The sequence below is a fragment of the Desulfoglaeba alkanexedens ALDC genome (assembly GCF_005377625.1).
GTDB lineage: Bacteria > Desulfobacterota > Syntrophobacteria > Syntrophobacterales > DSM-9756 > Desulfoglaeba > Desulfoglaeba alkanexedens.
In genome coordinates, this window is the sequence record NZ_CP040098.1 from 1,015,668 (window position 1) to 1,035,292 (window position 19,625).

Here is a 19,625-nt window from a genome sequence, read left to right on the forward strand (position 1 = left end):
GAAAGTTGAAAATCGCAATCAGCGGCAAAGGCGGGGTCGGCAAGACGACCCTATCCGCTTTTCTCGTGAGGTGGTTCGCGGACCAGGGTAAGAGCGTGCTCGCCATCGATGCGGACCCGGATGCCAACTTGGGCAACGCCCTGGGCGTCGTCGGCGCTTCCGAGATTCCCCCTATCACGGCCATGAAGGATCTCATCGCCGAGCGGACCGAGTCGGTTCCCGGAAGTTTCGGCGGTTTTTTCAAGATGAATCCCAAGGTGGACGATCTCCCTGAAAAAGTTGCGGTTCCCTGCGGCGATCGCATCCGGCTGATGATCATGGGAGGAGTGAAAAAGGGCGGCACGGGCTGCGTGTGCCCGGAAAGCGTGCTCCTTAAGAACCTGGTTCACCACTTGATCCTGCGCCGCGACGAAGTGGTGGTGATGGACATGGAAGCGGGCGTCGAACACCTGGGGCGGGGGACGGCCCGGGCGGTAAGCGCCCTGATCACGGTCGTGGAACCGGGCCGAAGAAGCGTGGAAACGGCCCTGAGAATCCGCCGATTGGCCTCCGATATCGGTCTTTCGAAGCTCTTTGTCGTCGGCAACAAGATTCGAAACGGGAAGGACCGTGAATTCCTGGAAAATCTGCTCCCGGAATTTCAATTTCTCGGGTTTCTCCCTTTCGACGAGCAAATCATCGAAGCGGACCTCAATGGTGCGTTCGCGTCCAACGTTTCCTCTGAAACCCGAGACAGCCTGGAAGCCATCGCCCGGAAGCTTTCCAGCATGCACACCGCCCAGGAATAGAACCTCCATGATCGATGTGCAGAACCAGGAGGACCACCGCAACATCAACATCGACAAGGTGGGTGTCAAAAACATTCGATACCCACTGACGGTGATGGATCGTGAGAATGATTTCCAGCACACGGTTGCGACGATCAACATGTATGTGAATCTGCCCCGGAAGTTTAAGGGCACCCACATGAGCCGCTTCATCGAAATTTTGAACGAATTCTACGGCCACCTGGATATTCGGGAATTCTCGAAGATCCTCGGAGCCATGCAGAAGCGGCTCGAAGCGCAATCGGCTCACCTGGAGATCGCTTTTCCTTACTTCATTGAAAAGAAGTCGCCCGTGACCGAGACCACCGGGCTGATGGAATACGGCTGCCGCGTGATCGGGTCCATGGACCATCGCAAGGGATATGACCTGATCGTGGAAGTGAACGTCCCCATCACCACGGTCTGCCCGTGTTCCCGGGAAATCAGCAACTACGGGGCGCACAATCAGCGAGGCATGGCGCGACTGGCGGTTCGATACAAGAAGTTCGTCTGGATTGAGGACCTGATCCGGGTGGTGGAAGAAGCGGCGTCCTGCGAGGTGTATTCGCTGCTCAAGCGCCCCGACGAAAAGTACGTCACCGAGCGCGGCTACGAAAACCCCAAATTCGTGGAAGACGTGGTGCGCGACATCGCGGCTCAACTCAAACCGGACCCCAACATCCTGTGGTTCCAGGTCGACGTGGAAAACTTCGAATCGATCCACAACCACAGCGCCTACGCGTTCATCGAACGGAGTAAAGCGAACCCGTAGCGGCGGGATCCAACGGCACACGTGAACGCCTGGAGCCCTCTATCATGACGGCATCGGCCAAGACCGCGACCTTCGAAGACGTCTGCCGAGCATTGCAGGACCCCGAGACGTACCCTCACCCGGTGGGCGCCATCCGGAGGATCGACACGCACATTTCCGCGGTTTTTCTCACCGGATCCTGGGTTTACAAGATCAAGAAACCCGTTGACTTCGGTTTTCTCGACTTTTCCACCTTGGAATCCCGGCGGCACTTCTGCGAAGAGGAAGTCCGCCTGAATCAGCGGCTGAGTCGCGGCGTGTACGAGGGCGTAGCCCGAATCTGCCGGGACGAGGAAACCGGGCGCACCACCTTGGACGGTCCCGGAGAAACGGTGGAATACGCGGTGAAGATGGTGCAGCTCCCCGAAAACGCCGGCCTGAAAGCCCAGATCCTTGAAAACCGGGCCAGCCGCAGCACCATGCAACGCCTGGGACAAAAGCTCGCCGATTTCTACCGAAGCGCCCCCCATGGACCCCAAATCGACCGGTTCGGCGGCCTGGACACAGTGACCTTCAACATGGAAGAAAACTTCCGCCAGACCGAACCGTTCGCCGGGCTCATCCTGGAAAGGGAATCGTGGGAACTGATCCGCTCCGTCAGCCGTTCCTTCGTGAAACATCATAAGGAACTCTTCGAAAGGAGGATCGCCTCCGAACGGATCCGGGACGGCCACGGCGATCTTCGAAGCGATCATGTCTATTTCTTCAGAGGCCTTCAAATCATCGACTGCATTGAATTCAACGAACGGTTCCGCTACGGCGACGCCGCCTCCGACCTCGCCTTTCTGCTCATGGATCTGGATCATCTGGGAGCACTGGAACACGGCCTGGAAGCACTCCATGCCTACGCCGTGGCAGCGGATGATCCCGACGTCTACCGGTTGATCGATTTCTACGCCTGCTACCGCGCCATGGTGCGGCTCAAGGTGGCCTGCCTGGAATGGGAGGAACTGGAAGACCCGGAACTCGGGGGGAAAAACGGTGGCCGGCGGAAGTCCCTCGAGGACCAAGTGCGGGGATTTTTGACCCAGGCGTGCACGTATGCCGTGCAGTTCAGTCGGCCCACCCTGTGGGTCGCCTGCGGCCTGCCGGCCAGCGGAAAATCGACCCTGGCCCGCCGTCTCGCCGAATACCTGGAAGCCGACATCCTTCGCTCCGACCAGGTGCGAACAGAGCTGGCGATCCCCGAAGGCAGCCCCTCCCAACCGGGCGTCTTACGATTCGAGGAAGGGAAATACCGGCCGGAGTTCCGCCGGCTCGTCTACGGAGAACTGCTCAACCGGGCTCAAGACCGCCTTCGCCAAGGGCGACCGGTGGTGCTGGACGCCACCTTCGCTTCCAGGAAGTGGCGTGACGAAGCCCTACGACTGGCCGCAGACTTGGACGCCAACTGCATCTTCGTGGAATGCCGCGCTTCCGACGAAACGCTTAAAGAAAGACTGCGAGAGCGGGAAATCCGCCCGGGACTCTCGGATGCGCGAGTGCAACACTTCGACGCGTTCAAGCAGCACTTCGAGGCGCTCACGGAAGTCCCCGAGATGCTGCACCTGGAGTTTTTCACGGAAGGCGATTTCGAAGCCGCATTCACCGACCTGCTCGCCCGTTCCTACCGGTCCCGTTGCCTCCAGGTCCGATCCCGCATGGAAGACCTCTCGCCGAACAGCCCCGCTTCATCCTGAACCCGGCCCGACGGCAGGTTAAAAACATCCAAACGCGGAAACGGATGGACTCACGGTGGCGGAAACCCACCCGCACCCTGGACAGTCAGTTTCCTACAGTAGGTGTCCAAAAAAGATGGGGTTCACTAAACGCTTACCATTGAAGCGCCTGATCGAGCATGGCTTCCATTTCGGCTCTCAGCCCTTTTTCGAAGTTTTTCATGCGCCCATAGCTCATCGCTTGTGACGGATTCAGGAATTCAATATAGCTGGCAATAACGAATGAAAACAACAGCTTACTTCATAGCAAGTGTCATAGCTCGTCGCCCCTATCTCAAAATGGAATGGATTGAGCATGTTCTTAACAATCCTATCCGCACTGAGGTGCAGCCTAACGGGCGCATTCGTTATTGGGGGTACCTTGCTGACATAAACAAGTACTTGCGAGTCGTTATGCAATCGGATGGAGAGACCGTGCATAACGCTTTCTTCGACCGTCGTTTCAAACCTTGAGGAGGAGATGGGGAGATGATTTTGGAATACTATCCCGAAACAGATATGTTGTATATCAAACTGGTTGAAGGGGTAAGCACTGAATCTGAAGAGATTGCGTCGGGAGTTGTGCTGGACTTCGACGAGCACAACCGTGTCATTGGGGTTGAGATAGAAGATGCCAGCAAAATCATTGATCTGTCAAGATTGGAATTGAGAGCGGTTCCCGTTGTTAACCTGATCCTGACGGAGAGGGCTCCTGTGCCGGCATGAGGCATTAGATACACTCTCGAACAGCCGCCTGACAAATAAGGATAGATCGTGAGAGCTAAGCGAACCACGATCTTATCCTATAGTTGGACGACCCCGGTGAAAGTTGGCAGCGTCTTTGTGTATGCAAATATCTTTTTTTGGATTTCTGAAGTTACATTCCGTCTTCCAAGGAAGGTTCGGAGTTGTTGTTCCAGGTCTTCGCGGAACGCTACGAAAAGGGGTCCATGATCATCACCACGAACCTTGGGTCTGCCGATTGGCCCCATGTCCCTTTTCGGTTGCACTACAAACACGTCGGCCGGTACCTGTTGTTCGAGGAAATCAACGGGGGGATTGCGACCGGGTCCTTATCTTTTCGATTTCGGCCCTGGCCCGTTGTTCGAACGCTTCATCGCTTATCCGGCCTTCCACGTAGTCGCTCCAACTGCTGAAATCCTGGAAGAAACACACTTCCATACCGCATTCGGAACAGACCTTCCGGTAGATCTTGTTCGCTCTTCGGGCCCGCTCTCTTTTCTCCTCTTCTTCCCGCTCCTGCCGCCGGCCCTCCCTGCTGTCCACCATCAGGTACTTGCCGAAACTTCGAGAGAACTCTTCCACTTCCTTTCGAGCTTCTTCATTCAGCTGAGACTCCCCGATCTCACCTTCGACGAAGGCCTTCCACGCTTCGAAATTCTCGAAACACAAGGATCCGATGCCCGCTTCCTCACAAAGTCTGGAGTAGATTTCTCCGGCCCGAGCGGCTCGCTCCCTTTCGCCCCGGGAAAAGCCTTCCAGTTCTCCAGGTCCCATGCAACCGTCTCTAATCATGATCCCCCTCCTTCGAACGCAGGTATCTTCAACCAGCGACAAGCCCCGCCGATGCTCGGAGGCGGCCCGCCGCCGCACCGCCTCCGCGGATCGGAAATCACACCGGCCGTTCTACCGCCCCCAACCCGGCTTCTGGGCCTCTCGAAAAAAAGGGCGGGGACGCCCCGCCCTGTCCGCCACCACCGCAGCTCGACCCCGGGATGTACGCCGCCCGCTAGCGGCCGCAACTCGGACACCCGCCGCCCTCGTCGTTTCCTTTTTTCGCCGCGCCTTCGTCGCTCTTTCCGAATTCTTTTACGATTTCAGCGATCTGCCGAAGCCGTTCATCCGCCTTGCGGAAGAGGGTCCCTTCCGGGTAGGTACCGTCGGGCTGAAGTTCGCCCGCGGGCATGCCGGTCAGGAGTTCGATGCCTTCTTCTATCGTGGATACCGGCCAAATGTGGAATTTCCCTTCCTCGACGGCGTCGATCACTTCCTTCTTGAGCATCAGGTTGCGCACGTTCTTGGCCGGGATGATGACACCCTGGTCCCCGGTCAACCCCTTGTGCCGGCACACGTGGAAGAAGGCCTCGATTTTCCGGGTGACACCGCCCACAGGCTGGATTTCCCCTTTCTGGCTGACGGATCCTGTAACAGCGATTCCCTGGCGGATGGGAACCCCGGAAACCGCGCTCAGGAGCGCGTAGAGCTCGGTGCTCGAAGCGCTGTCCCCATCCACCATGCCGTAGCTCTGTTCGAAGCAGAGTGATGCCGTCAGGGAAATGGGCTTGTTGTGGGCGAAACGCTCCTTCACGAAGCTGCTCAGGATCATGACGCCCTTGGTGTGGATATTCCCACTCAGCTTGGACTCCCGTTCGATGGCGACCACCCCTTCGCGCCCCACGGAGACGGTGGCGGTGATCCGGTTGGGCTTGCCGAACTCGTGGTCCCCGGTCATGAGCACCGAAAGGCCGTTGACCTGTCCGACCTTTTCGCCGGTGGTTTCGACCCAGAAAATGTCCTTATTGACCAACTCCCTCATCCGTTCTTCGATGAGGTTGGAGCGGTAGATCCGCTTCTCTATGGCCTGCTCCACGTGCCTGAGGCCGACGAATGCGGCGTTTTCGAGTCCCGCGAAATAGTTGGCTTCCCGGACCAGGTCGCTGATATCACCCAGTTCCAGGCTCAACTTGTCCCGATCCTCGGTCATTTCCATGCTGTATTCCAGCACCCGGGCCACCCCTTCCCGGTCAAGGTGTCGGAGGTTGTTCTGAGAGCAGAACCGCCCGAGCATCTTGGCGCACTCGATAACGGTTTCATCCTTACGGTCCATGCGATCGTCCAGATGGGCCTTCACCTTGAACAGCTTCTGGAAGCGGTCGTCGTAGATGTAGAGCAGGTGATAGAGGTACGGATCTCCCGTGAGGATGATTTTCACATCCAGAGGGATGGGTTCCGGTCGGATGGTCCGCGTGCTGAAAATCCCGTAGAGTTCGCCCAGGTCTTCGATGCGGATCACACCGTCTCGAAGCGCTCGCTTGAGCGCTTCCCACGAGAGGTACCATTTCAGGAGATCCAGTGCCTTCATGACCAGGTAGCCCCCGTTGGCCTTGTGAAGAGCTCCGGGCTTGATCATGCTGAAATCGGTGAACAGCGCTCCGAGCCAGGCCTGCCGCTCGATGGTACCGAAAAGATTGGGGTAGGCCGGGTTGGATTCAATCACCACCGGCGCTCCCTTGGTCTCGGAATTGTCGATGAGGACATTCACATCGTATTTCTTGAAGGCCGCTTCCCTGGGCGGCATGGGAAACGGACCGGCCTGCTGCTGACCTTCGGGCTTTTTCTTGAAATCATCGATGTTTTCCAGGATGTCTTCCTGTACGGCCTTCAGGTGCTGCTGAACCTGCTCTTCATCTCCGTATTTTTCGAGGTAATGTTCCATGAGCTGGCCGACGACGAAAAGCGCTATTTCGCCGTCGAGCTTGGCGTGCTTCTCCTTGAATTCCGCTTCGGCTTCGCGGATTCGCTTGATGGCGTCCTTCATCTTCGACTGGACTTCGTCGCTCTTTTCACGGAGCGCCTTCCGTTCTTCGTCTTCGAGCTGGCTCAGATCCTCCTGGCTCATGGGCTGGCCTTCTTTGTTGGCGGGGATGATGACCATACCCACCTGAGAAAACTGCAGCACGAACCCATCTTCCCGGGCCGTCTGGCTGAGTTCCTCGATGATTTCCCGTCGCCGTTTCTCGAAGGCTTGGTGGACTTCCGCTTCCTTGGCCCGGTAATCGTCGCTGTCGAACACCTCGGGAATCTTGCTCTGGAGGGTCTGGATGAATTCCTCCATGTCCCGCTTCAATTCCTTGCCTCGACCGGCGGTGAGTTTCAGACTCTTGGGCTGGTCGGGTTCTTTGAAATTGAAAACGTAGCACCAGTCCGGCGGGGTGGGTTCCTTCTTTGCCTGCTCTTCCAGAAACGTCCTGGCGATGTAGGTGAGCCCGGTTTTCGGCGGACCCGCGACGAAGATGTTGTAGCCGCTTTCCTTCATTCCCATCCCGAACTTGATCGCGTCGATTCCGCGTTCCTGGCCGACCACGCCTCCCTCCAGGGGTTCGATGGAAGCGGTGGTTTCGAAGGGCAGAGTGGCGGGATCCACAAAAGCTCGCAGTTCCTGTGCGGGTATTTCCGGAAATTTTCCAGGCATTGACTCTCCTTCATTCAAGGTTGGAGCGTTTTTCCTTTTTCAGCCTGAACCGCGCGGAATCGGCGGTCGGTGTGCTATGCCGGGCGTTAAAATCTATTGTTAAGAACAGGTGCGTCGCTTTTCAAGGGGCGCTACGGTTTCCCGGCACTGCCCGCGGCAGAAAAGCGCCGTCAGCCAAGGACTTCGAGCCTGGCCCTTCGTCCCGCTCATTGCATCCCTTCCAGTTGTTCCAGCACCGACCGCACCTTGTCGCCGGGCTTGGCCGGCCGGTCACGCCGGTCATCGATTTTGAGCTGCGTGAGCACCCGCTCGACACCGGATTCAAAGCAGCTCTCGTGCATGCGGCGGACCACCGCCAGGATCGCATCGAGTTCTCCATAGATGATGCTGCCCATGGCTGTCAATTCGTAATCCAGCCCGGACGCTTGCAGGATCTTCACCGCCCGGGCCACGTAACGGCTGAGCCCCGGAGCGCCGGTTCCCACGGGAACGACGCTCACTTCCACCACCGCCATCGCTCACCTCCTGAATCCACCAGTCCCTGCCCGTTCAGCACCTCCAAAGCCTTCGCCGATCACCCGGCTCAACCCCTCGAGGCTTTCCCACAAGTGGTCTTCCCGGTGCGGTTCCAAGGTCAGAAGTGGCGTTATCCGTCGTTCCGACAGGAACTTGAAAAGCGTTCCGAAATCCACGGTACCCCGACCGACGGGAAGATGATCGTCCCGCCGGCCGTCGTTGTCGTGCAAATGAAGTTCGCCGAGACGGCTCGAAAGCGCCTCGAGCCACACATCAAGAGGCGCCTCTGAAAAACAGTGCTGGTGGCCCACGTCCAGGCAGAATCCCAGGTACTCCGACGGCAGTCTGGACAAGAGTTCCCGGTGGAGCGAAGGCTCGGGCTCCCAGACGTTTTCCAAGAGAATCCGGACCCCGATCCGCCCCGCACGATCCGCCAGGGCTTCCCAGACCGGAAGGCTCCTTTCGATCCACCGGGCCTTCATGCCCTCATGATGGCGTGGATCGTAGCCCGTGTGGCACACCACCTGCGCGGGCTGCAAAACCGCCGCAACGTCCAGGAATTGATGGAGCCGCAAAAGCGTCACCTGCCGGATCAGCGGGTCCGAGCTCCCCGGGCAAAGCTCCCAGAAAGGAGCATGCAGCGTGATTCGGCAACCCGCGTTGGCAAGGAGCGCCGAAGCTTCTTCCAACCGCCTTCGGGACACTCCGTCCAAATCCACCGCGCTGAACCCGATTTCCACATGGATCCGGCGTTCCACCACCAGGTCCCTAAATCGATCAAACATCTCCCATGGCAGGTTCACATGGACGTGTTCGAGAAGTCGCACGGCCTCGGGCGTTATGTAGTCGATCATCGGGGAATCGCAGCGTCAATAGAGTCGGCGGAAGACCATGGCAACCCCTTTTCAAGAGGGCTCTCAAACCCTCGCCGGTTGCCTGGGTACCACGGTCGATACGTGCTGCCTTTGCGGTTGAATTCAATCTTAATGAAAAACCGCCTCGGAATCCATCACAAAAGGCCTCGTTTGCGCCGCAGAAGGCGAACTCCTGAACTTGCAAATCCCGCCCGATCTTCGTATAAAAAGAACGCTTGAAAGGACCCGCCCGAGGTTTTCGCGCTGTTGAAGAACAGGGTTTCGTTCCTGTGCCGGGTAAGGAGGAATCCCCGATGAAAATCGCCACAGCCGCCGACGCACCCGCCACCCGCTTCGAAAACGCCCCCGCCAAGGGAGTGACCGGCCGCGTGCTCATCGGCAAAGCCGACGGCGCCGACAAGTTCTGCATGAGACTGTTCGAACTGGACCCCGACGGCCACACCCCCAAACACCAGCACGACTGGGAACACGAGATTTTTATCCACGCTGGAAGCGGCGCCGTTTTGAGAAACGGCCAGTGGGTCCCTGTGCAACCGGGAACCGCCGTGTTCATTCCCGCCAACGAAGAACATCAGATCCGAAACACCGGGGACGCCCCCCTGGTCTTCATCTGCCTCATCCCGGCGGGCCCCCCCGAACTCTGACACAGATCCTCGAGGCGGGACGCCCGCGCCGTCATAAGTTTGATCATTTTAAACTTTGGTCTGCCGGAAAAACCTGCTACACTCGCGCCCGCCTGAAAGACTTCGACCATCTCCGGATTTTTCGAATCGAAAGCCACGCACAGGACTCAAACGAAAGGCGGACGCCTTTAAGGCTTTGTTTGGGAATTCCGGCAGGACGATTATCGGGTTTCACAGCGCCTTCAACGCCATCCGGGGAAACCTCCGTGTGGCGCCGGCCTGTCGATGACATGGTTCAGGCTTCGCGAACGCCCGGGGCCGAATGCTGGAGCCGAGCGGCGACCGTGGAACCTGCGGAACGGACCCCGCCCGGTCCATAACCCCGCGGGGATAGACCTCATACAGAAACAACATGCCGGAGGTGAAAAGCGATGGCGAAGAAGATCCCTCTTTGGGAACCATCTGAAGAGCGCAAGCAGTCGGCCAACATCACCCGTTTCATGGAACGTGTGAACCGCCGCCACGGGAAGTCGTTTGGCACCTACTGGGATCTGTACGACTGGTCGGTGGAATCCATCCCGGAATTTTGGAGCGCGGTCTGGGATTTCGTAGAGATCAAGGCTTCGGTCCCTTACGATACCGTGGTGGACGACTTGAACCGATTTCCCGGCGCCCGATGGTTTCCGGGAGCACGCCTGAACTTCGCCGAGAACCTGCTCCGCTACCGCGACGACCGGATAGCCTTCAAGTTCATAGGCGAGACTCAACACGAGAAGACGATGACCTACGCGGAGTTGTATGCCACCGTGGCCCGGCTGGCCGAATCGCTTCGAGAACTGGGCGTAGAGCCCGGGGATCGCGTGGTGGGATACATGCCCAACCTGATGGAAACGGCGATCGCCATGCTGGCCGCCACCAGTATCGGAGCCGTCTGGTCTTCGTGCGCCACGGATATCGGGGCCCAAGCCGCCCTGGACCGCCTCGGCCAGGTAGAGCCCAAGGTGCTCTTCACGGTGGACGGCTACTTCTACAAAGGCAAGGTGTTTCATTCCTACGCCAACGCCGTGGAAGTGGCCCGCGCCATCCCGTCGCTCAAGAAGGTGGTGGTCGTGTCCTACGCCGGCACCCGGCCCGACCTGTCCGCGATCCCCAACGCCGTAAGATACGAAGATTTCCTCAGCCCGGAAAAAGGCCTGGAACTCTCTTTCGAACAGCTCCCGTTCGATCACCCGGTGTTCATCATGTTCTCCTCGGGGACCACCGGCAAGCCCAAATGCATGGTCCAGGGGGCCGGCGGCATCCTCATCAATCAACTGAAGGAACTCATCATCCACTCGGACCTCAAACGAGAAGACACCATTCTATACATCACCACCTGCAGCTGGATGATGTGGAACTGGCTGATCAGTTCCCTGGGAGCCGGCGCGACGGTGGTCCTCTACGACGGCAATCCCATGTACCCGGACCCCGCGGCCATGTGGAAGCTTGCCCAGGACCACTCCATCACGGTATTCGGGCTGAGCGCGAGCTACGTCTACGCCCTCCGCGCCCAGGGCTTGAGCCCCGGCAAGCAATACGACCTTTCGGCTCTCAAGCAAATCTCCCAGACCGGTTCCCCGCTTTCCGCCGAGGGTTTCGAATACGTCTACAGCGACATCAAGAAGGACCTCCACTTCAATTCCATTTCGGGCGGCACCGACCTCAACGGATGCTTCGCCATCGGCAGCCCCATCCTTCCCGTCTACGCCGGGGAACTGCAGAGCCCGGGACTCGGCATGAAAGTGAAGGCCTACGACGAAAACGGCAAACACGTCTGGGATCAACAGGCCGAGCTCGTCTGTGAAGCCCCTGCACCTCCCATGCCGCTCTATTTCTGGAACGACCCCGACGGAACCAAGTACCGAGAAGCCTACTTCGACGTCTACCCGGGCGTATGGCGCCACGGAGACTACATCGTCATGCACAGCGACACCCGCGGCATCACCTTCTACGGTCGTTCCGACGCGGTGTTGAAACCTTCCGGCGTTCGCATCGGCACGGCTGAAATCTACAACCAGGTGGAAAAACTTCCGGAGATCGCCGACAGCCTGGCTATCGGCCAGAACCGGCAGGGAGACCAGCGGATCGTCCTTTTCGTCAAGCTCAACGAAGGCTACCGTCTGGATGACGCGCTGAAACAAAAGATCCGCCAGACCCTCAAGGAAAAGGCGTCGCCTCGGCATGTTCCGGCCGTCATCATGGAAATGCCGGACGCTCCGTACACCTTCAACATGAAAAAAGTGGAAAGCGCGGTCACCAACATACTTCACGGGCGGCCCGTGACCAACCGGGATGCCCTGATGAACCCGGAAGTGCTGGATTATTTCGAACGGATCAAGCCGGAACTGGAGAAGTGACGGCCTGCGGCGCCACGCCTCCATGGGCGGGGCGCATTCACAGTCCCGGGGCTGTGTTTCGAAGCGATGCCCCGAAATCCTTTCGTTCAAGGGCGCGGCAACCGGTGCTAGGCTTTGGCTTCTGTTGCCGCGAGGGCGAGAGCCAGCTTCTTTTCTTCCCGAAACCGGCCGTATAAGGCCTTCTGGATTCCTCCGGAAAACAGCGAGGCCCTCTTTGCACGGGCCGTGTAGATTTCTTCGATGAGTGCCGGGTCCGTCACGGGCTTTCCCCGGCTTCGCAGAGCGGCAACCGCTTCTTCAAAGATCGCGGTGGCTCCGGCGGGGCCGTGCTGCACGGCGGCGCTCCATGCCACTTCCCGAAGTGCCCGGGAACGTTCCTCCAGCCTCAGACCGGTGGCCCCGTAAATGGATTCCAGGGCCGGTTCGTAGTGAGTTTCACGAATAAACTCGTGCTGGATGGAGGCGAATCGAGCGGGGTCTTCCGAGGCTATTCGGCGCCATTCTCGAGGCATCCGACCCTCCCGGCTTCCGGTGTCGGCCGGACCGGCGTCTTCGAGGCGTTTCGCCCAATGAGGCGCACGGGTCTCGAGGAAGGTGAGGAATCGATCCATGGAGCCGGTGCCGGAAGCGATCTGGTAGAGTCCGTACGAAGTTCCGCCTCGAGGATCGTAACCGACGGCTCCCACACCGCCGGCCCCCGATTCGAAAAGCGAAGAGAGCATCCCGATCGCAGGCTCTCCGCCGAGCGCAACGGCCTCTTCCGCGGCGGACGGCGACGCGGAGAGTGCAGGCGGCACCGAGCACAACCCGGAAACACCGTTTTCCCACACGGCCGCACCGCTTCCCATGGCCGCCGCACGGATGTATGCCGCCGTGATCAAGGGCTGGAGACCTCCACGATCCGCCGCCTGCGCCACCTGGGAACGGACTTCGGAAAGGCGCGATGATTCCTCCCCCAATTGCCCCAACAGTTCCACCTCAGGCGATCCGGGCGCGACCCCGGATTCCTGCTCATCCCGCCATATCGAACGGTTTTCGTTCAGCACCTCGTGGAATATACGCTGCCGGAGCGAAGACATAATCTGCCGGGAGGCGCCTTCCACCGGCAGCGCGGCTCGAGCGCCGTCTTTGTCCAGACGAGCCAACGGCTGGAACGCCATGCTTTTCCCTCCTGTCTGCGGGGTTCAACCGCTTTTCCTTTTGTGCAAGATTTAAGCCGGAAACGCAGGCCAAGAGCACTCGTGCCGGGGGACCACAGCGTTGGGGGGTTCACGCAGGTTCCTCCTCCGACTCCGGCGGCCTTTGAAAGCACGGTGCGAGTCGTCCGTTCGAACCCCGTTTCCTGCCGAAGCCGACGACGACCCGTCAAAGAACCGACACTACCGGCGGCTTCCGCTCAAGGGCGGGAGGGTGCCGTCTTCATCGAAACGTGACGGGGAATTCCATGGGTTCCAGCTCCGGCGGGAAGTCCGAAAAGGGAAAAGGACGGAGGTTTTCGTTCAATGTGAGGTATCGCAGCAGTCGGCAGGCGTAGGCGGCCACGCGGTTGGAAAAACGCCGGAGCGGCTCGCTGGGTTTTCGGGTGGTAAAAAGGAGCACGTACTGGACCGCGACGGTCAGCTGGACCACGGTCTTTACCAGTTCAAAGATCACGAAATAAAGAACGGAGTAGAGGAACCGCACTGCGATGTCTCTTCTGCCGGGCTGTGCGTTTTCAATCTGTTCCATGGTGCTTCCTCCCTGGAATCAACGTGGCAAGAGCCTGCTCGACCTCTTCCCTGGAAAGCCACCCTCCTTCGATCGCCGCTTCGCGCACGGTCTTTCCCTGCTCGTAGGCCGCCTTGGCGATCTCGGCCGCCCGGTCGTAGCCCAACCGGGGAACGAGATAGGTGGCCATGGCGAGGCTCTGTTCCACGGCGGTCCGACACCTTTCCCGGTCGGCTTCGATCCCTTCCACGCATCGGGTGCGGAAGACGTCCGCGGCGGCCGCAAGGATTTCGACGGACTGGAGCAGGTTATAGGCCATGACGGGGAGCATGGTGTTCAATTCGAAGAACCCCCACTGGCCGCAGGCGGCGACCGTGGCGTCGTTTCCCAGGACTTGGACTCCAACCTGGATCACCGCTTCGGGAATGACCGGATTCACCTTGCCGGGCATGATGGAGGATCCCGGCTGAAGCGCGGGGAGGCGGATTTCACCGATACCGCAGCGGGGTCCCGAACCGAGCCAGCGGATGTCGTTGGCGATCTTGATGAGGCTCACCGCCACAGTGCGCAGGGCTCCGCTCGCTTCCACCGCGGCGTCCTGGGCCGCCTGGGCTTCGAAATGATTGGCCGCCTCCCGGAAGCTGAGACCGGTGGCCTCGTTCAGGCGGGCGATCACGCGCTGGGCGAACTCCGGGTGGGTGTTCACGCCGGTGCCCACGGCGGTTCCTCCCAGCGCCAGTTCTTCGAGCCGTTCTCCTGTGGATTCGAGCCGGCGGATCCCCAAGTCCACCTGCCGGGCGTAGCCGCTGAATTCATCCCCCAGGGTCATCACAACGGCGTCCTGAAGGTGGGTTCGACCGATTTTCACCACATCGGAAAATTCTTCCGCCTTACGCGCGAGGCTCGCCCGAAGACCGGACAGGGCTGGAATCAACCGGCCGCGGACGGCCGTCCAGGCGGCGACGTGAAGAGCCGTGGGAATGACATCGTTACTGGACTGACCCAGGTTCACGTGGTCGTTGGGATGGACCGGAAATTTCCCGCCCCGCCTGCCGGTCAGGATTTCGTTCGCCCGCCCGGCCAGCACTTCGTTCATGTTCATGTTGGTGGACGTCGCCGAGCCGGTCTGAAAAACGTCCACGACGAACTGATCCGCCATGCGGCCTTCCATCACTTCCCGAGCGGCCCGGGCAATGGCCTCTGAAACGTCTCCGGCGAGCCATCCCAGCTCCCCGTTGACCTCGGCCGCCTCCTTTTTGATCAAAGCGAGCGCCCGGATGAACTCCGGGGGCAGCCGCAGGCCGCTGATGGCGAAGTTTTCAACCGCCCGCTGGGTTTGGGCGCCGTAGTAGGCGTCCGCCGGCACTTCCACCGGCCCCAGTGAGTCCTTTTCGATCCGCCTTTTCTCCACAGGCACCTCCCCGCGGGTTTCCGGCACCGCACCCCGCCCGGCCTCTCTACTCCACCACCCAGACGGCGCAGTTGCGGGCTTCCCGAATGATCTTGCTGGAAACACTCCCGAAAAGAAATTCTTCGCGTTTGCTCATCCCGCGCCGTCCCACCACCACGGTCCCGAAACGCCCCGCCCGCTGCTGGTGGAGGAGCAAATCCACGATGCTCTTGGCTTCGCGGCACACTTGTACGTGAAGGCGGATGCTTTTTTCCGGAAAACCCAGTTCCGTCAGCCGGCGCCCCATGCGCTCCAGAACTGTGAGGGTTTCCGCACGCATGGCCGCCACCTGCTCCTTCCGCTTCTCCTCTTCCGGAACGATGTCCGGGGAAGGCGAAAGGATCACATGATGAAGAGTGATGTGCGCCTCGGGATGATGCCGCATGACTTTTCCTACGTATTCCACCGCCCGGAAAGCGTTTTCGGAATGATCAACGGCCACCAGCACCCTGTGTTCCATGAAACACCTCGCGTCGGCACAATTCCTTGCAATGATGGAGGTCGGCGATCATTTCCTCCGCCTCTTCGTAGAATACCTCCGCTCCGCTCGAAAAATACATCAGAACATGGTTCAAACTGTCCGGTATGTACGGAAAGATCTTCCGAAGATTCATGAGCCGATTGGGAAAGAAGAGGGAAAAATCGTCCGCCGTGAGAGGCTCCGCCGTCTGGGCGGGAACGCCGCCCGCCCCCATACCCAGCATGTCGATGGTATGAAACCCTTTACCCACCGCGAACAACAGGATATTTCCCAGTCCGAAAAGGTCCACGCCGAAAGGCTGCTCCGTCCACTCGTAAGCGTAATCGAAGTCAATCCAGCGATACAGTCCTGTCTGGCGCTCGATGAGGATGTGGTCGTTTCGGACGTCGCCGTGGATTTCTCCCATCCGGTGCAGCGTGGCGATGGCTTCGAAGGAGGCGAGGACCTTTTCGAAGATCTCCGGGAAGACTTCGAGGAAATATCGCCTGTGGTCCAGGTCGAGCCCGTTGATGAACTCGTAGAAAGACGCACCACGAATGCGCTCGATGACCCTCACCGGGTTGCCCGCCTCATCGTAAAGGGTGACTCCCTGCATGAAATGTGGGTGCCCCTTTACCTTCTCCAGGATCCGGGATTCCTTTTGAGGACTCCGATAGCAACGGATCCGCTGCTCACCGAGCTTCATGATAAAGGTTTCGTGGAAAACGAGCTTCAAGATGTGCGGCGCGCCGTCTTCAAGATCCACCGCGCGCTTCACCCAGAACTTGGGTTCCCCGTCCAGGCCGAAGCGCCCTTCGGATTCTTCGCCCCGGACCAGAAAAAACCGCCCTTCCAGCTCAATGACGTCGTCCGGACGAATCTCCATGAACTCACTTGTGTTGCGATGAACGCGAAGCGAACCACGGGGAGCAAACCGGCTGAATTCCTTGATGCGTTCTCTGAGCTGCGCTTCCATCATGGATGGGGGCTCCCAAGGGCCGAGACCTTGCGGGTCGAAAACAGTGGAAATCATCCCTTGAAAAAGAGGAAAATACTTTCCCGGCCGGCGCCTCAAGAGCCGCCGAGGGCCCGTTCTCGACTCGCCCCGGCACGGTTGGCGCATGGCGAAGCCACCACAGGCCATGGCGGTTCGGAAGCGGGCCTGCGCTTCTGAAACAGTTTTTTAGCTCAACAGGAGCTTCCGCGTAAAGGAACGATTGCAGCTTTGACGCCGTTAGGAAAAAAGTCTCTATGCTGCTTGCATGGGGATCCGCCGTGCGGCATACACCGTGAAAACCCGACTCAAGAAACCGAGGTCCCTTGGCCATGACCGAATTGCGTAAAGACGACAGGCCGGATACGCCTCCGGTAAGACTGCAGTTCACCCGAACCAACGGCCCCGTCGATGACCTCATCGATGGCCTGATGGAACAGGTCGGGGGCATCCGCCACCCGCAGTGGGTAAGGGAGATGATCCTTGCCGCGCTCAAAGCCGGCCAGGAAAACGAATGCGCCGCCGACCTAAAGCTCATGAACTCCACGCTCAAGGAAATGCGGTTCACCGCCAAGGTCTTTTCCGCCTACGCCGGAGTCAAAAAGGTGACGGTATTCGGTTCCGCTCGAACCAGGAGCGGGGAGCCGATCTACGAAATGGCCCGCCTCTTTGGAAAGCAGCTGAGCGAGGCCGGCTACATGGTCATAACGGGGGGAGGTCCGGGGATCATGCAGGCGGTGAACGAGGGTGCAGGGTCTGAACGGTCCTTTGGAGTGAACATCCGCCTGCCTTTTGAACAGAAATCCAACCCGGTGGTGGAGGGGAATCCCAGAAGCATCACCTACAAGTATTTTTTCAACCGGAAGGTGGCCTTCCTGAAGGAAGCGGACGCGGTGGCGCTTTTTCCGGGCGGGTTTGGAACCCTTGACGAAGCCATGGAGACCCTCACACTGCTCCAGACGGGGAAGCGCTACCCGCTTCCGTTGATCCTCATCGACGAACCGGGGGGCACCTACTGGTCCCACTGGGAACGTTTCATCCGAAACGAATTGCTCGACCGTGGACTCATCAGCGCAATGGATTTCCGTTTCTTCGAACGGGTCCATTCGGTGGACGAAGCCGTCCGGCGGATCAACCGGTTTTACCGCCGCTATCACAGTCTGCGTTTCGTGGGAGAGCGACTGGTCCTGCGCCTGCAGTCTCCCATTCCGCCGGAGGCGGCCGAGCGGCTGGCGCGTGAGTTCGCGGACATTCTGCAGCCGGGCGGCGGCATGACGTGGGGCAGTGCCCTCGCCGAAGAAGCAGACGAACCGGAAATCATCCATCTTCCGCGGCTGATCCTCGATTTCAACCACAAAGACTTCGGGCGTCTCAGAGCCCTCATCGACCTTCTGAACGACGCGTGAGAAATCCGCGACCCACCGGCTGCAAACCGGCGGAAAAACCGCGGCCGGCGGGTCGTACGATGGGGATGCAACGGGAAGCATCCGCGGGGAGCCGGCCATTCATGCTTTTTTCATGGGTCAAGGTTTACGCCAGCCGGAGAGTGATCTGCCTTCTGGGTCTTGGATTCTCTTCCGGCCTTCCTCTGGCTCTCACCGCCTCCACGCTTCAGGCCTGGATGGCCAGCGAGCATGTGGACCTTCGAGTGATCGGGATCTTTTCCCTGGTGGGACTCCCCTACACCCTGAAGGTATGCTGGTCGCCGCTCCTGGACCGGTACAGCCCGGGTTTCCTCGGCCGCCGCCGCGGCTGGATTTTCATCACCCAGCTCCTTCTTGCGGCCGGGATCATCGCCCTGGGCTTTGCATCACCCGCCACCTTTCCCTGGACCGTGGCGTCTCTCGCCCTGGCCGTCGCCTTTTTCAGCGCCAGCCAGGATATCGCTGTGGACGCCTACCGCGCCGACGTGCTTCCGGACCGCGAACGAGGCGCCGGGGCCGCAACCAGCGTGGTGGGCTACCGGGTCGCCATGCTCACTTCAGGAGCCTTGGCGCTGGTGCTTTCGGATCATGTGCCCTGGAACCGGGTCTACGGCCTCATGGGCTGCCTCATGCTTGCCAATGCCTTGTGGACTCTTGCCGCACCCGAGCCCGCGGACGGAAACGACGCCGCCGCCCCAAAAACCCTCAAGGACGCCGTATGGGAACCGCTCCGAGCCTACTTCCACCGATCGGGAGCGGTGGAGATGCTCTTTTTCATCATGGTGTTCAAGCTGGGAGACGCCATCGCCGGAGCCATGACCACTCCCTTTCTTCTGGATTTAGGGTTCACTCGGACCGATGTGGGAACGGTCAACAAGGCGTTCGGACTTCTTTCGACCATTTTGGGCACCCTGGCCGGAGGCGGCATCATCACCCGGATCGGCATCCACCGGTCGCTCTGGATCTTCGCCTTCCTCCAGGCAGTCTCCAATTTTGCTTTCACCGGCCTCGCCCTTCTCGGGAAGAACTACCCGGCCATGGTTGCGGCCGTCGGGATCGAAAACGTCTGCGGCGGCCTGGGAACCGCCGCCTTCATCGCATTTCTCATGAGTCTCTGCGACCGCCGCTTCACCGCCACCCAGTATGCACTCCTTTCGAGTCTCACGGCCGTAACCCGCGTCCTTGCGGGAGCGCCCACGGGTTTCATGGCCGAGTCCATGGGATGGCCGCTCTTTTACGCCGTGTCCACACTGGGAGCCGTCCCGGGCATCGTGCTCCTCCCACGCTTCGCTCCCTGGAAAGCCCTGGACCCTGCCCCTTAGCGGGGCGTAGGGGCACGGCATGCCGTGCGCCTACAGGGCATCGGCCCGGTTTTCCGTCAAGGGGCCGCCCGGTGTTCCGTTATGGTAGGAGCGGGCTCGCCCACGACCCGTAAAACCGGCAATGCCGCGTTGACTCTGGTCGCCGGCTATTTCCCCTCCCCTTGTTGGAGGGGATTAAGGGGAGGGGGGAGAGGGGGACTTTCCACCTTGTTCCCAAGCTCCACCATCCACCTTGTTCCCAAGCTCCAGCTTGGGAACACAACTGTGCAGAAGCTCCAGCTTCGATTGATGCCGGTCCCAAGCCAGCACTTGGGAACGAGGGGGGAAGCAC

At 59.6% G+C, this 19,625-nt stretch carries 19 protein-coding genes; 10 read left to right on the forward strand and 9 right to left on the reverse strand.

The window, feature by feature from the left end; all coding sequences use genetic code 11:
* Positions 1-5: 5 nt before the first annotated feature.
* From FDQ92_RS04815 to FDQ92_RS16415, 6 genes are all read left to right on the forward strand, one after another.
* Positions 6-788, forward strand: a complete 783-nt coding sequence (locus FDQ92_RS04815; RefSeq protein WP_137423524.1) for an ATP-binding protein — start codon at positions 6-8, stop codon at positions 786-788.
* A 7-nt stretch (positions 789-795) separates the two neighbouring features.
* Complete coding sequence (folE2, locus tag FDQ92_RS04820) at positions 796-1,578, forward strand: GTP cyclohydrolase FolE2 (RefSeq protein WP_137423525.1); 783 nt, start codon at positions 796-798, stop codon at positions 1,576-1,578.
* Positions 1,579-1,622: 44 nt separating this feature from the next.
* Complete coding sequence (locus FDQ92_RS04825; protein WP_137423526.1) at positions 1,623-3,296, forward strand: bifunctional aminoglycoside phosphotransferase/ATP-binding protein; 1,674 nt, start codon at positions 1,623-1,625, stop codon at positions 3,294-3,296.
* 261 nt (positions 3,297-3,557) lie between these two features.
* Complete coding sequence (locus FDQ92_RS16140; RefSeq protein ID WP_137423527.1) at positions 3,558-3,788, forward strand: hypothetical protein; 231 nt, start codon at positions 3,558-3,560, stop codon at positions 3,786-3,788.
* Between the two features lie 15 nt (positions 3,789-3,803).
* The gene (locus FDQ92_RS04835; RefSeq protein ID WP_137423528.1) at positions 3,804-4,040 is read left to right on the forward strand and encodes a DUF2283 domain-containing protein; all 237 of its coding nucleotides are present in this window, start codon (positions 3,804-3,806) and stop codon (positions 4,038-4,040) included.
* Between the two features lie 155 nt (positions 4,041-4,195).
* Positions 4,196-4,471, forward strand: coding sequence for an ATP-binding protein (locus FDQ92_RS16415; protein ID WP_211341418.1), 276 nt, complete (start codon positions 4,196-4,198; stop codon positions 4,469-4,471).
* Here FDQ92_RS16415 and FDQ92_RS04845 read toward each other — a convergent pair.
* The 4 genes from FDQ92_RS04845 to FDQ92_RS04860 all read right to left on the reverse strand — a co-directional run bounded on the left by FDQ92_RS04845 (position 4,362) and on the right by FDQ92_RS04860 (position 8,897).
* Positions 4,362-4,850 (reverse strand): hypothetical protein, encoded by a 489-nt coding sequence (locus tag FDQ92_RS04845; RefSeq protein WP_137423529.1) that lies wholly within the window; start codon positions 4,848-4,850, stop codon positions 4,362-4,364. The two genes, FDQ92_RS16415 and FDQ92_RS04845, sit on opposite strands and share 110 nt — an antisense overlap.
* A 214-nt stretch (positions 4,851-5,064) precedes the next feature.
* A complete protein-coding gene (locus tag FDQ92_RS04850) occupies positions 5,065-7,527 on the reverse strand; it encodes a Lon protease family protein (RefSeq protein WP_137423530.1) in 2,463 nt (820 codons plus the stop codon).
* A gap of 206 nt (positions 7,528-7,733) precedes the next feature.
* Complete coding sequence (locus FDQ92_RS04855; RefSeq protein WP_137423531.1) at positions 7,734-8,042, reverse strand: MTH1187 family thiamine-binding protein; 309 nt, start codon at positions 8,040-8,042, stop codon at positions 7,734-7,736.
* Positions 8,043-8,045: 3 nt separating this feature from the next.
* Positions 8,046-8,897, reverse strand: a complete 852-nt coding sequence (locus FDQ92_RS04860; protein WP_137423532.1) for a sugar phosphate isomerase/epimerase family protein — start codon at positions 8,895-8,897, stop codon at positions 8,046-8,048.
* 314 nt (positions 8,898-9,211) lie between these two features.
* Between FDQ92_RS04860 and FDQ92_RS04865 the strand changes: the two genes are divergently transcribed.
* Both FDQ92_RS04865 and FDQ92_RS04870 read left to right on the forward strand, forming a co-directional pair.
* Positions 9,212-9,562, forward strand: coding sequence for a cupin domain-containing protein (locus FDQ92_RS04865; protein ID WP_137423533.1), 351 nt, complete (start codon positions 9,212-9,214; stop codon positions 9,560-9,562).
* 410 nt (positions 9,563-9,972) lie between these two features.
* Entirely contained in the window at positions 9,973-11,937 is a 1,965-nt protein-coding gene (locus FDQ92_RS04870; RefSeq protein ID WP_137423534.1) for an acetoacetate--CoA ligase, read from the forward strand.
* Between the two features lie 107 nt (positions 11,938-12,044).
* Here FDQ92_RS04870 and FDQ92_RS04875 read toward each other — a convergent pair whose 3' ends face one another.
* From FDQ92_RS04875 to FDQ92_RS04895, 5 genes are all read right to left on the reverse strand, one after another.
* Positions 12,045-13,097, reverse strand: coding sequence for a VgrG-related protein (locus FDQ92_RS04875; RefSeq protein WP_137423535.1), 1,053 nt, complete (start codon positions 13,095-13,097; stop codon positions 12,045-12,047).
* A 259-nt stretch (positions 13,098-13,356) separates the two neighbouring features.
* Positions 13,357-13,665, reverse strand: a complete 309-nt coding sequence (locus FDQ92_RS04880) for a DUF4389 domain-containing protein (RefSeq protein WP_137423536.1) — start codon at positions 13,663-13,665, stop codon at positions 13,357-13,359.
* Positions 13,652-15,055 (reverse strand): class II fumarate hydratase, encoded by a 1,404-nt coding sequence (locus tag FDQ92_RS04885; RefSeq protein ID WP_211341372.1) that lies wholly within the window; start codon positions 15,053-15,055, stop codon positions 13,652-13,654. The genes FDQ92_RS04880 and FDQ92_RS04885 overlap by 14 nt, the downstream gene beginning before the upstream one ends.
* A gap of 46 nt (positions 15,056-15,101) precedes the next feature.
* A complete protein-coding gene (locus FDQ92_RS04890; RefSeq protein WP_137423537.1) occupies positions 15,102-15,554 on the reverse strand; it encodes a universal stress protein in 453 nt (150 codons plus the stop codon).
* The gene (locus FDQ92_RS04895; RefSeq protein WP_170180196.1) at positions 15,526-16,533 is read right to left on the reverse strand and encodes a serine/threonine-protein kinase; all 1,008 of its coding nucleotides are present in this window, start codon (positions 16,531-16,533) and stop codon (positions 15,526-15,528) included. The genes FDQ92_RS04890 and FDQ92_RS04895 overlap by 29 nt, the downstream gene beginning before the upstream one ends.
* A 347-nt stretch (positions 16,534-16,880) precedes the next feature.
* Here FDQ92_RS04895 and FDQ92_RS04900 point away from each other — a divergent pair, with 347 nt between their 5' ends.
* Both FDQ92_RS04900 and FDQ92_RS04905 read left to right on the forward strand, forming a co-directional pair.
* Entirely contained in the window at positions 16,881-17,954 is a 1,074-nt protein-coding gene (locus tag FDQ92_RS04900; RefSeq protein WP_137423539.1) for an LOG family protein, read from the forward strand.
* A 101-nt stretch (positions 17,955-18,055) separates the two neighbouring features.
* A complete protein-coding gene (locus FDQ92_RS04905; RefSeq protein ID WP_137423540.1) occupies positions 18,056-19,294 on the forward strand; it encodes an AmpG family muropeptide MFS transporter in 1,239 nt (412 codons plus the stop codon).
* Positions 19,295-19,625 lie beyond the last annotated feature (331 nt).

Bases quoted from the DNA above. Each gene is read 5' to 3' on its own strand.
- FDQ92_RS04865 (WP_137423533.1), top strand. From the start codon at position 9,212: ATGAAAATCGCCACAGCCGCCGACGCACCCGCCACCCGCTTCGAAAAC.
- FDQ92_RS04880 (WP_137423536.1), bottom strand. From the start codon at position 13,665: ATGGAACAGATTGAAAACGCACAGCCCGGCAGAAGAGACATCGCAGTG.
- FDQ92_RS04860 (WP_137423532.1), bottom strand. From the start codon at position 8,897: ATGATCGACTACATAACGCCCGAGGCCGTGCGACTTCTCGAACACGTC.
- FDQ92_RS04850 (WP_137423530.1), bottom strand. From the start codon at position 7,527: ATGCCTGGAAAATTTCCGGAAATACCCGCACAGGAACTGCGAGCTTTT.
- folE2 (WP_137423525.1), top strand. From the start codon at position 796: ATGATCGATGTGCAGAACCAGGAGGACCACCGCAACATCAACATCGAC.
- FDQ92_RS04895 (WP_170180196.1), bottom strand. From the start codon at position 16,533: ATGATGGAAGCGCAGCTCAGAGAACGCATCAAGGAATTCAGCCGGTTT.
- FDQ92_RS04870 (WP_137423534.1), top strand. From the start codon at position 9,973: ATGGCGAAGAAGATCCCTCTTTGGGAACCATCTGAAGAGCGCAAGCAG.
- FDQ92_RS04875 (WP_137423535.1), bottom strand. From the start codon at position 13,097: ATGGCGTTCCAGCCGTTGGCTCGTCTGGACAAAGACGGCGCTCGAGCC.
- FDQ92_RS04835 (WP_137423528.1), top strand. From the start codon at position 3,804: ATGATTTTGGAATACTATCCCGAAACAGATATGTTGTATATCAAACTG.
- FDQ92_RS04845 (WP_137423529.1), bottom strand. From the start codon at position 4,850: ATGATTAGAGACGGTTGCATGGGACCTGGAGAACTGGAAGGCTTTTCC.
- FDQ92_RS04825 (WP_137423526.1), top strand. From the start codon at position 1,623: ATGACGGCATCGGCCAAGACCGCGACCTTCGAAGACGTCTGCCGAGCA.
- FDQ92_RS04855 (WP_137423531.1), bottom strand. From the start codon at position 8,042: ATGGCGGTGGTGGAAGTGAGCGTCGTTCCCGTGGGAACCGGCGCTCCG.
- FDQ92_RS16140 (WP_137423527.1), top strand. From the start codon at position 3,558: ATGAAAACAACAGCTTACTTCATAGCAAGTGTCATAGCTCGTCGCCCC.
- FDQ92_RS04900 (WP_137423539.1), top strand. From the start codon at position 16,881: ATGACCGAATTGCGTAAAGACGACAGGCCGGATACGCCTCCGGTAAGA.
- FDQ92_RS04905 (WP_137423540.1), top strand. From the start codon at position 18,056: ATGCTTTTTTCATGGGTCAAGGTTTACGCCAGCCGGAGAGTGATCTGC.
- FDQ92_RS04890 (WP_137423537.1), bottom strand. From the start codon at position 15,554: ATGGAACACAGGGTGCTGGTGGCCGTTGATCATTCCGAAAACGCTTTC.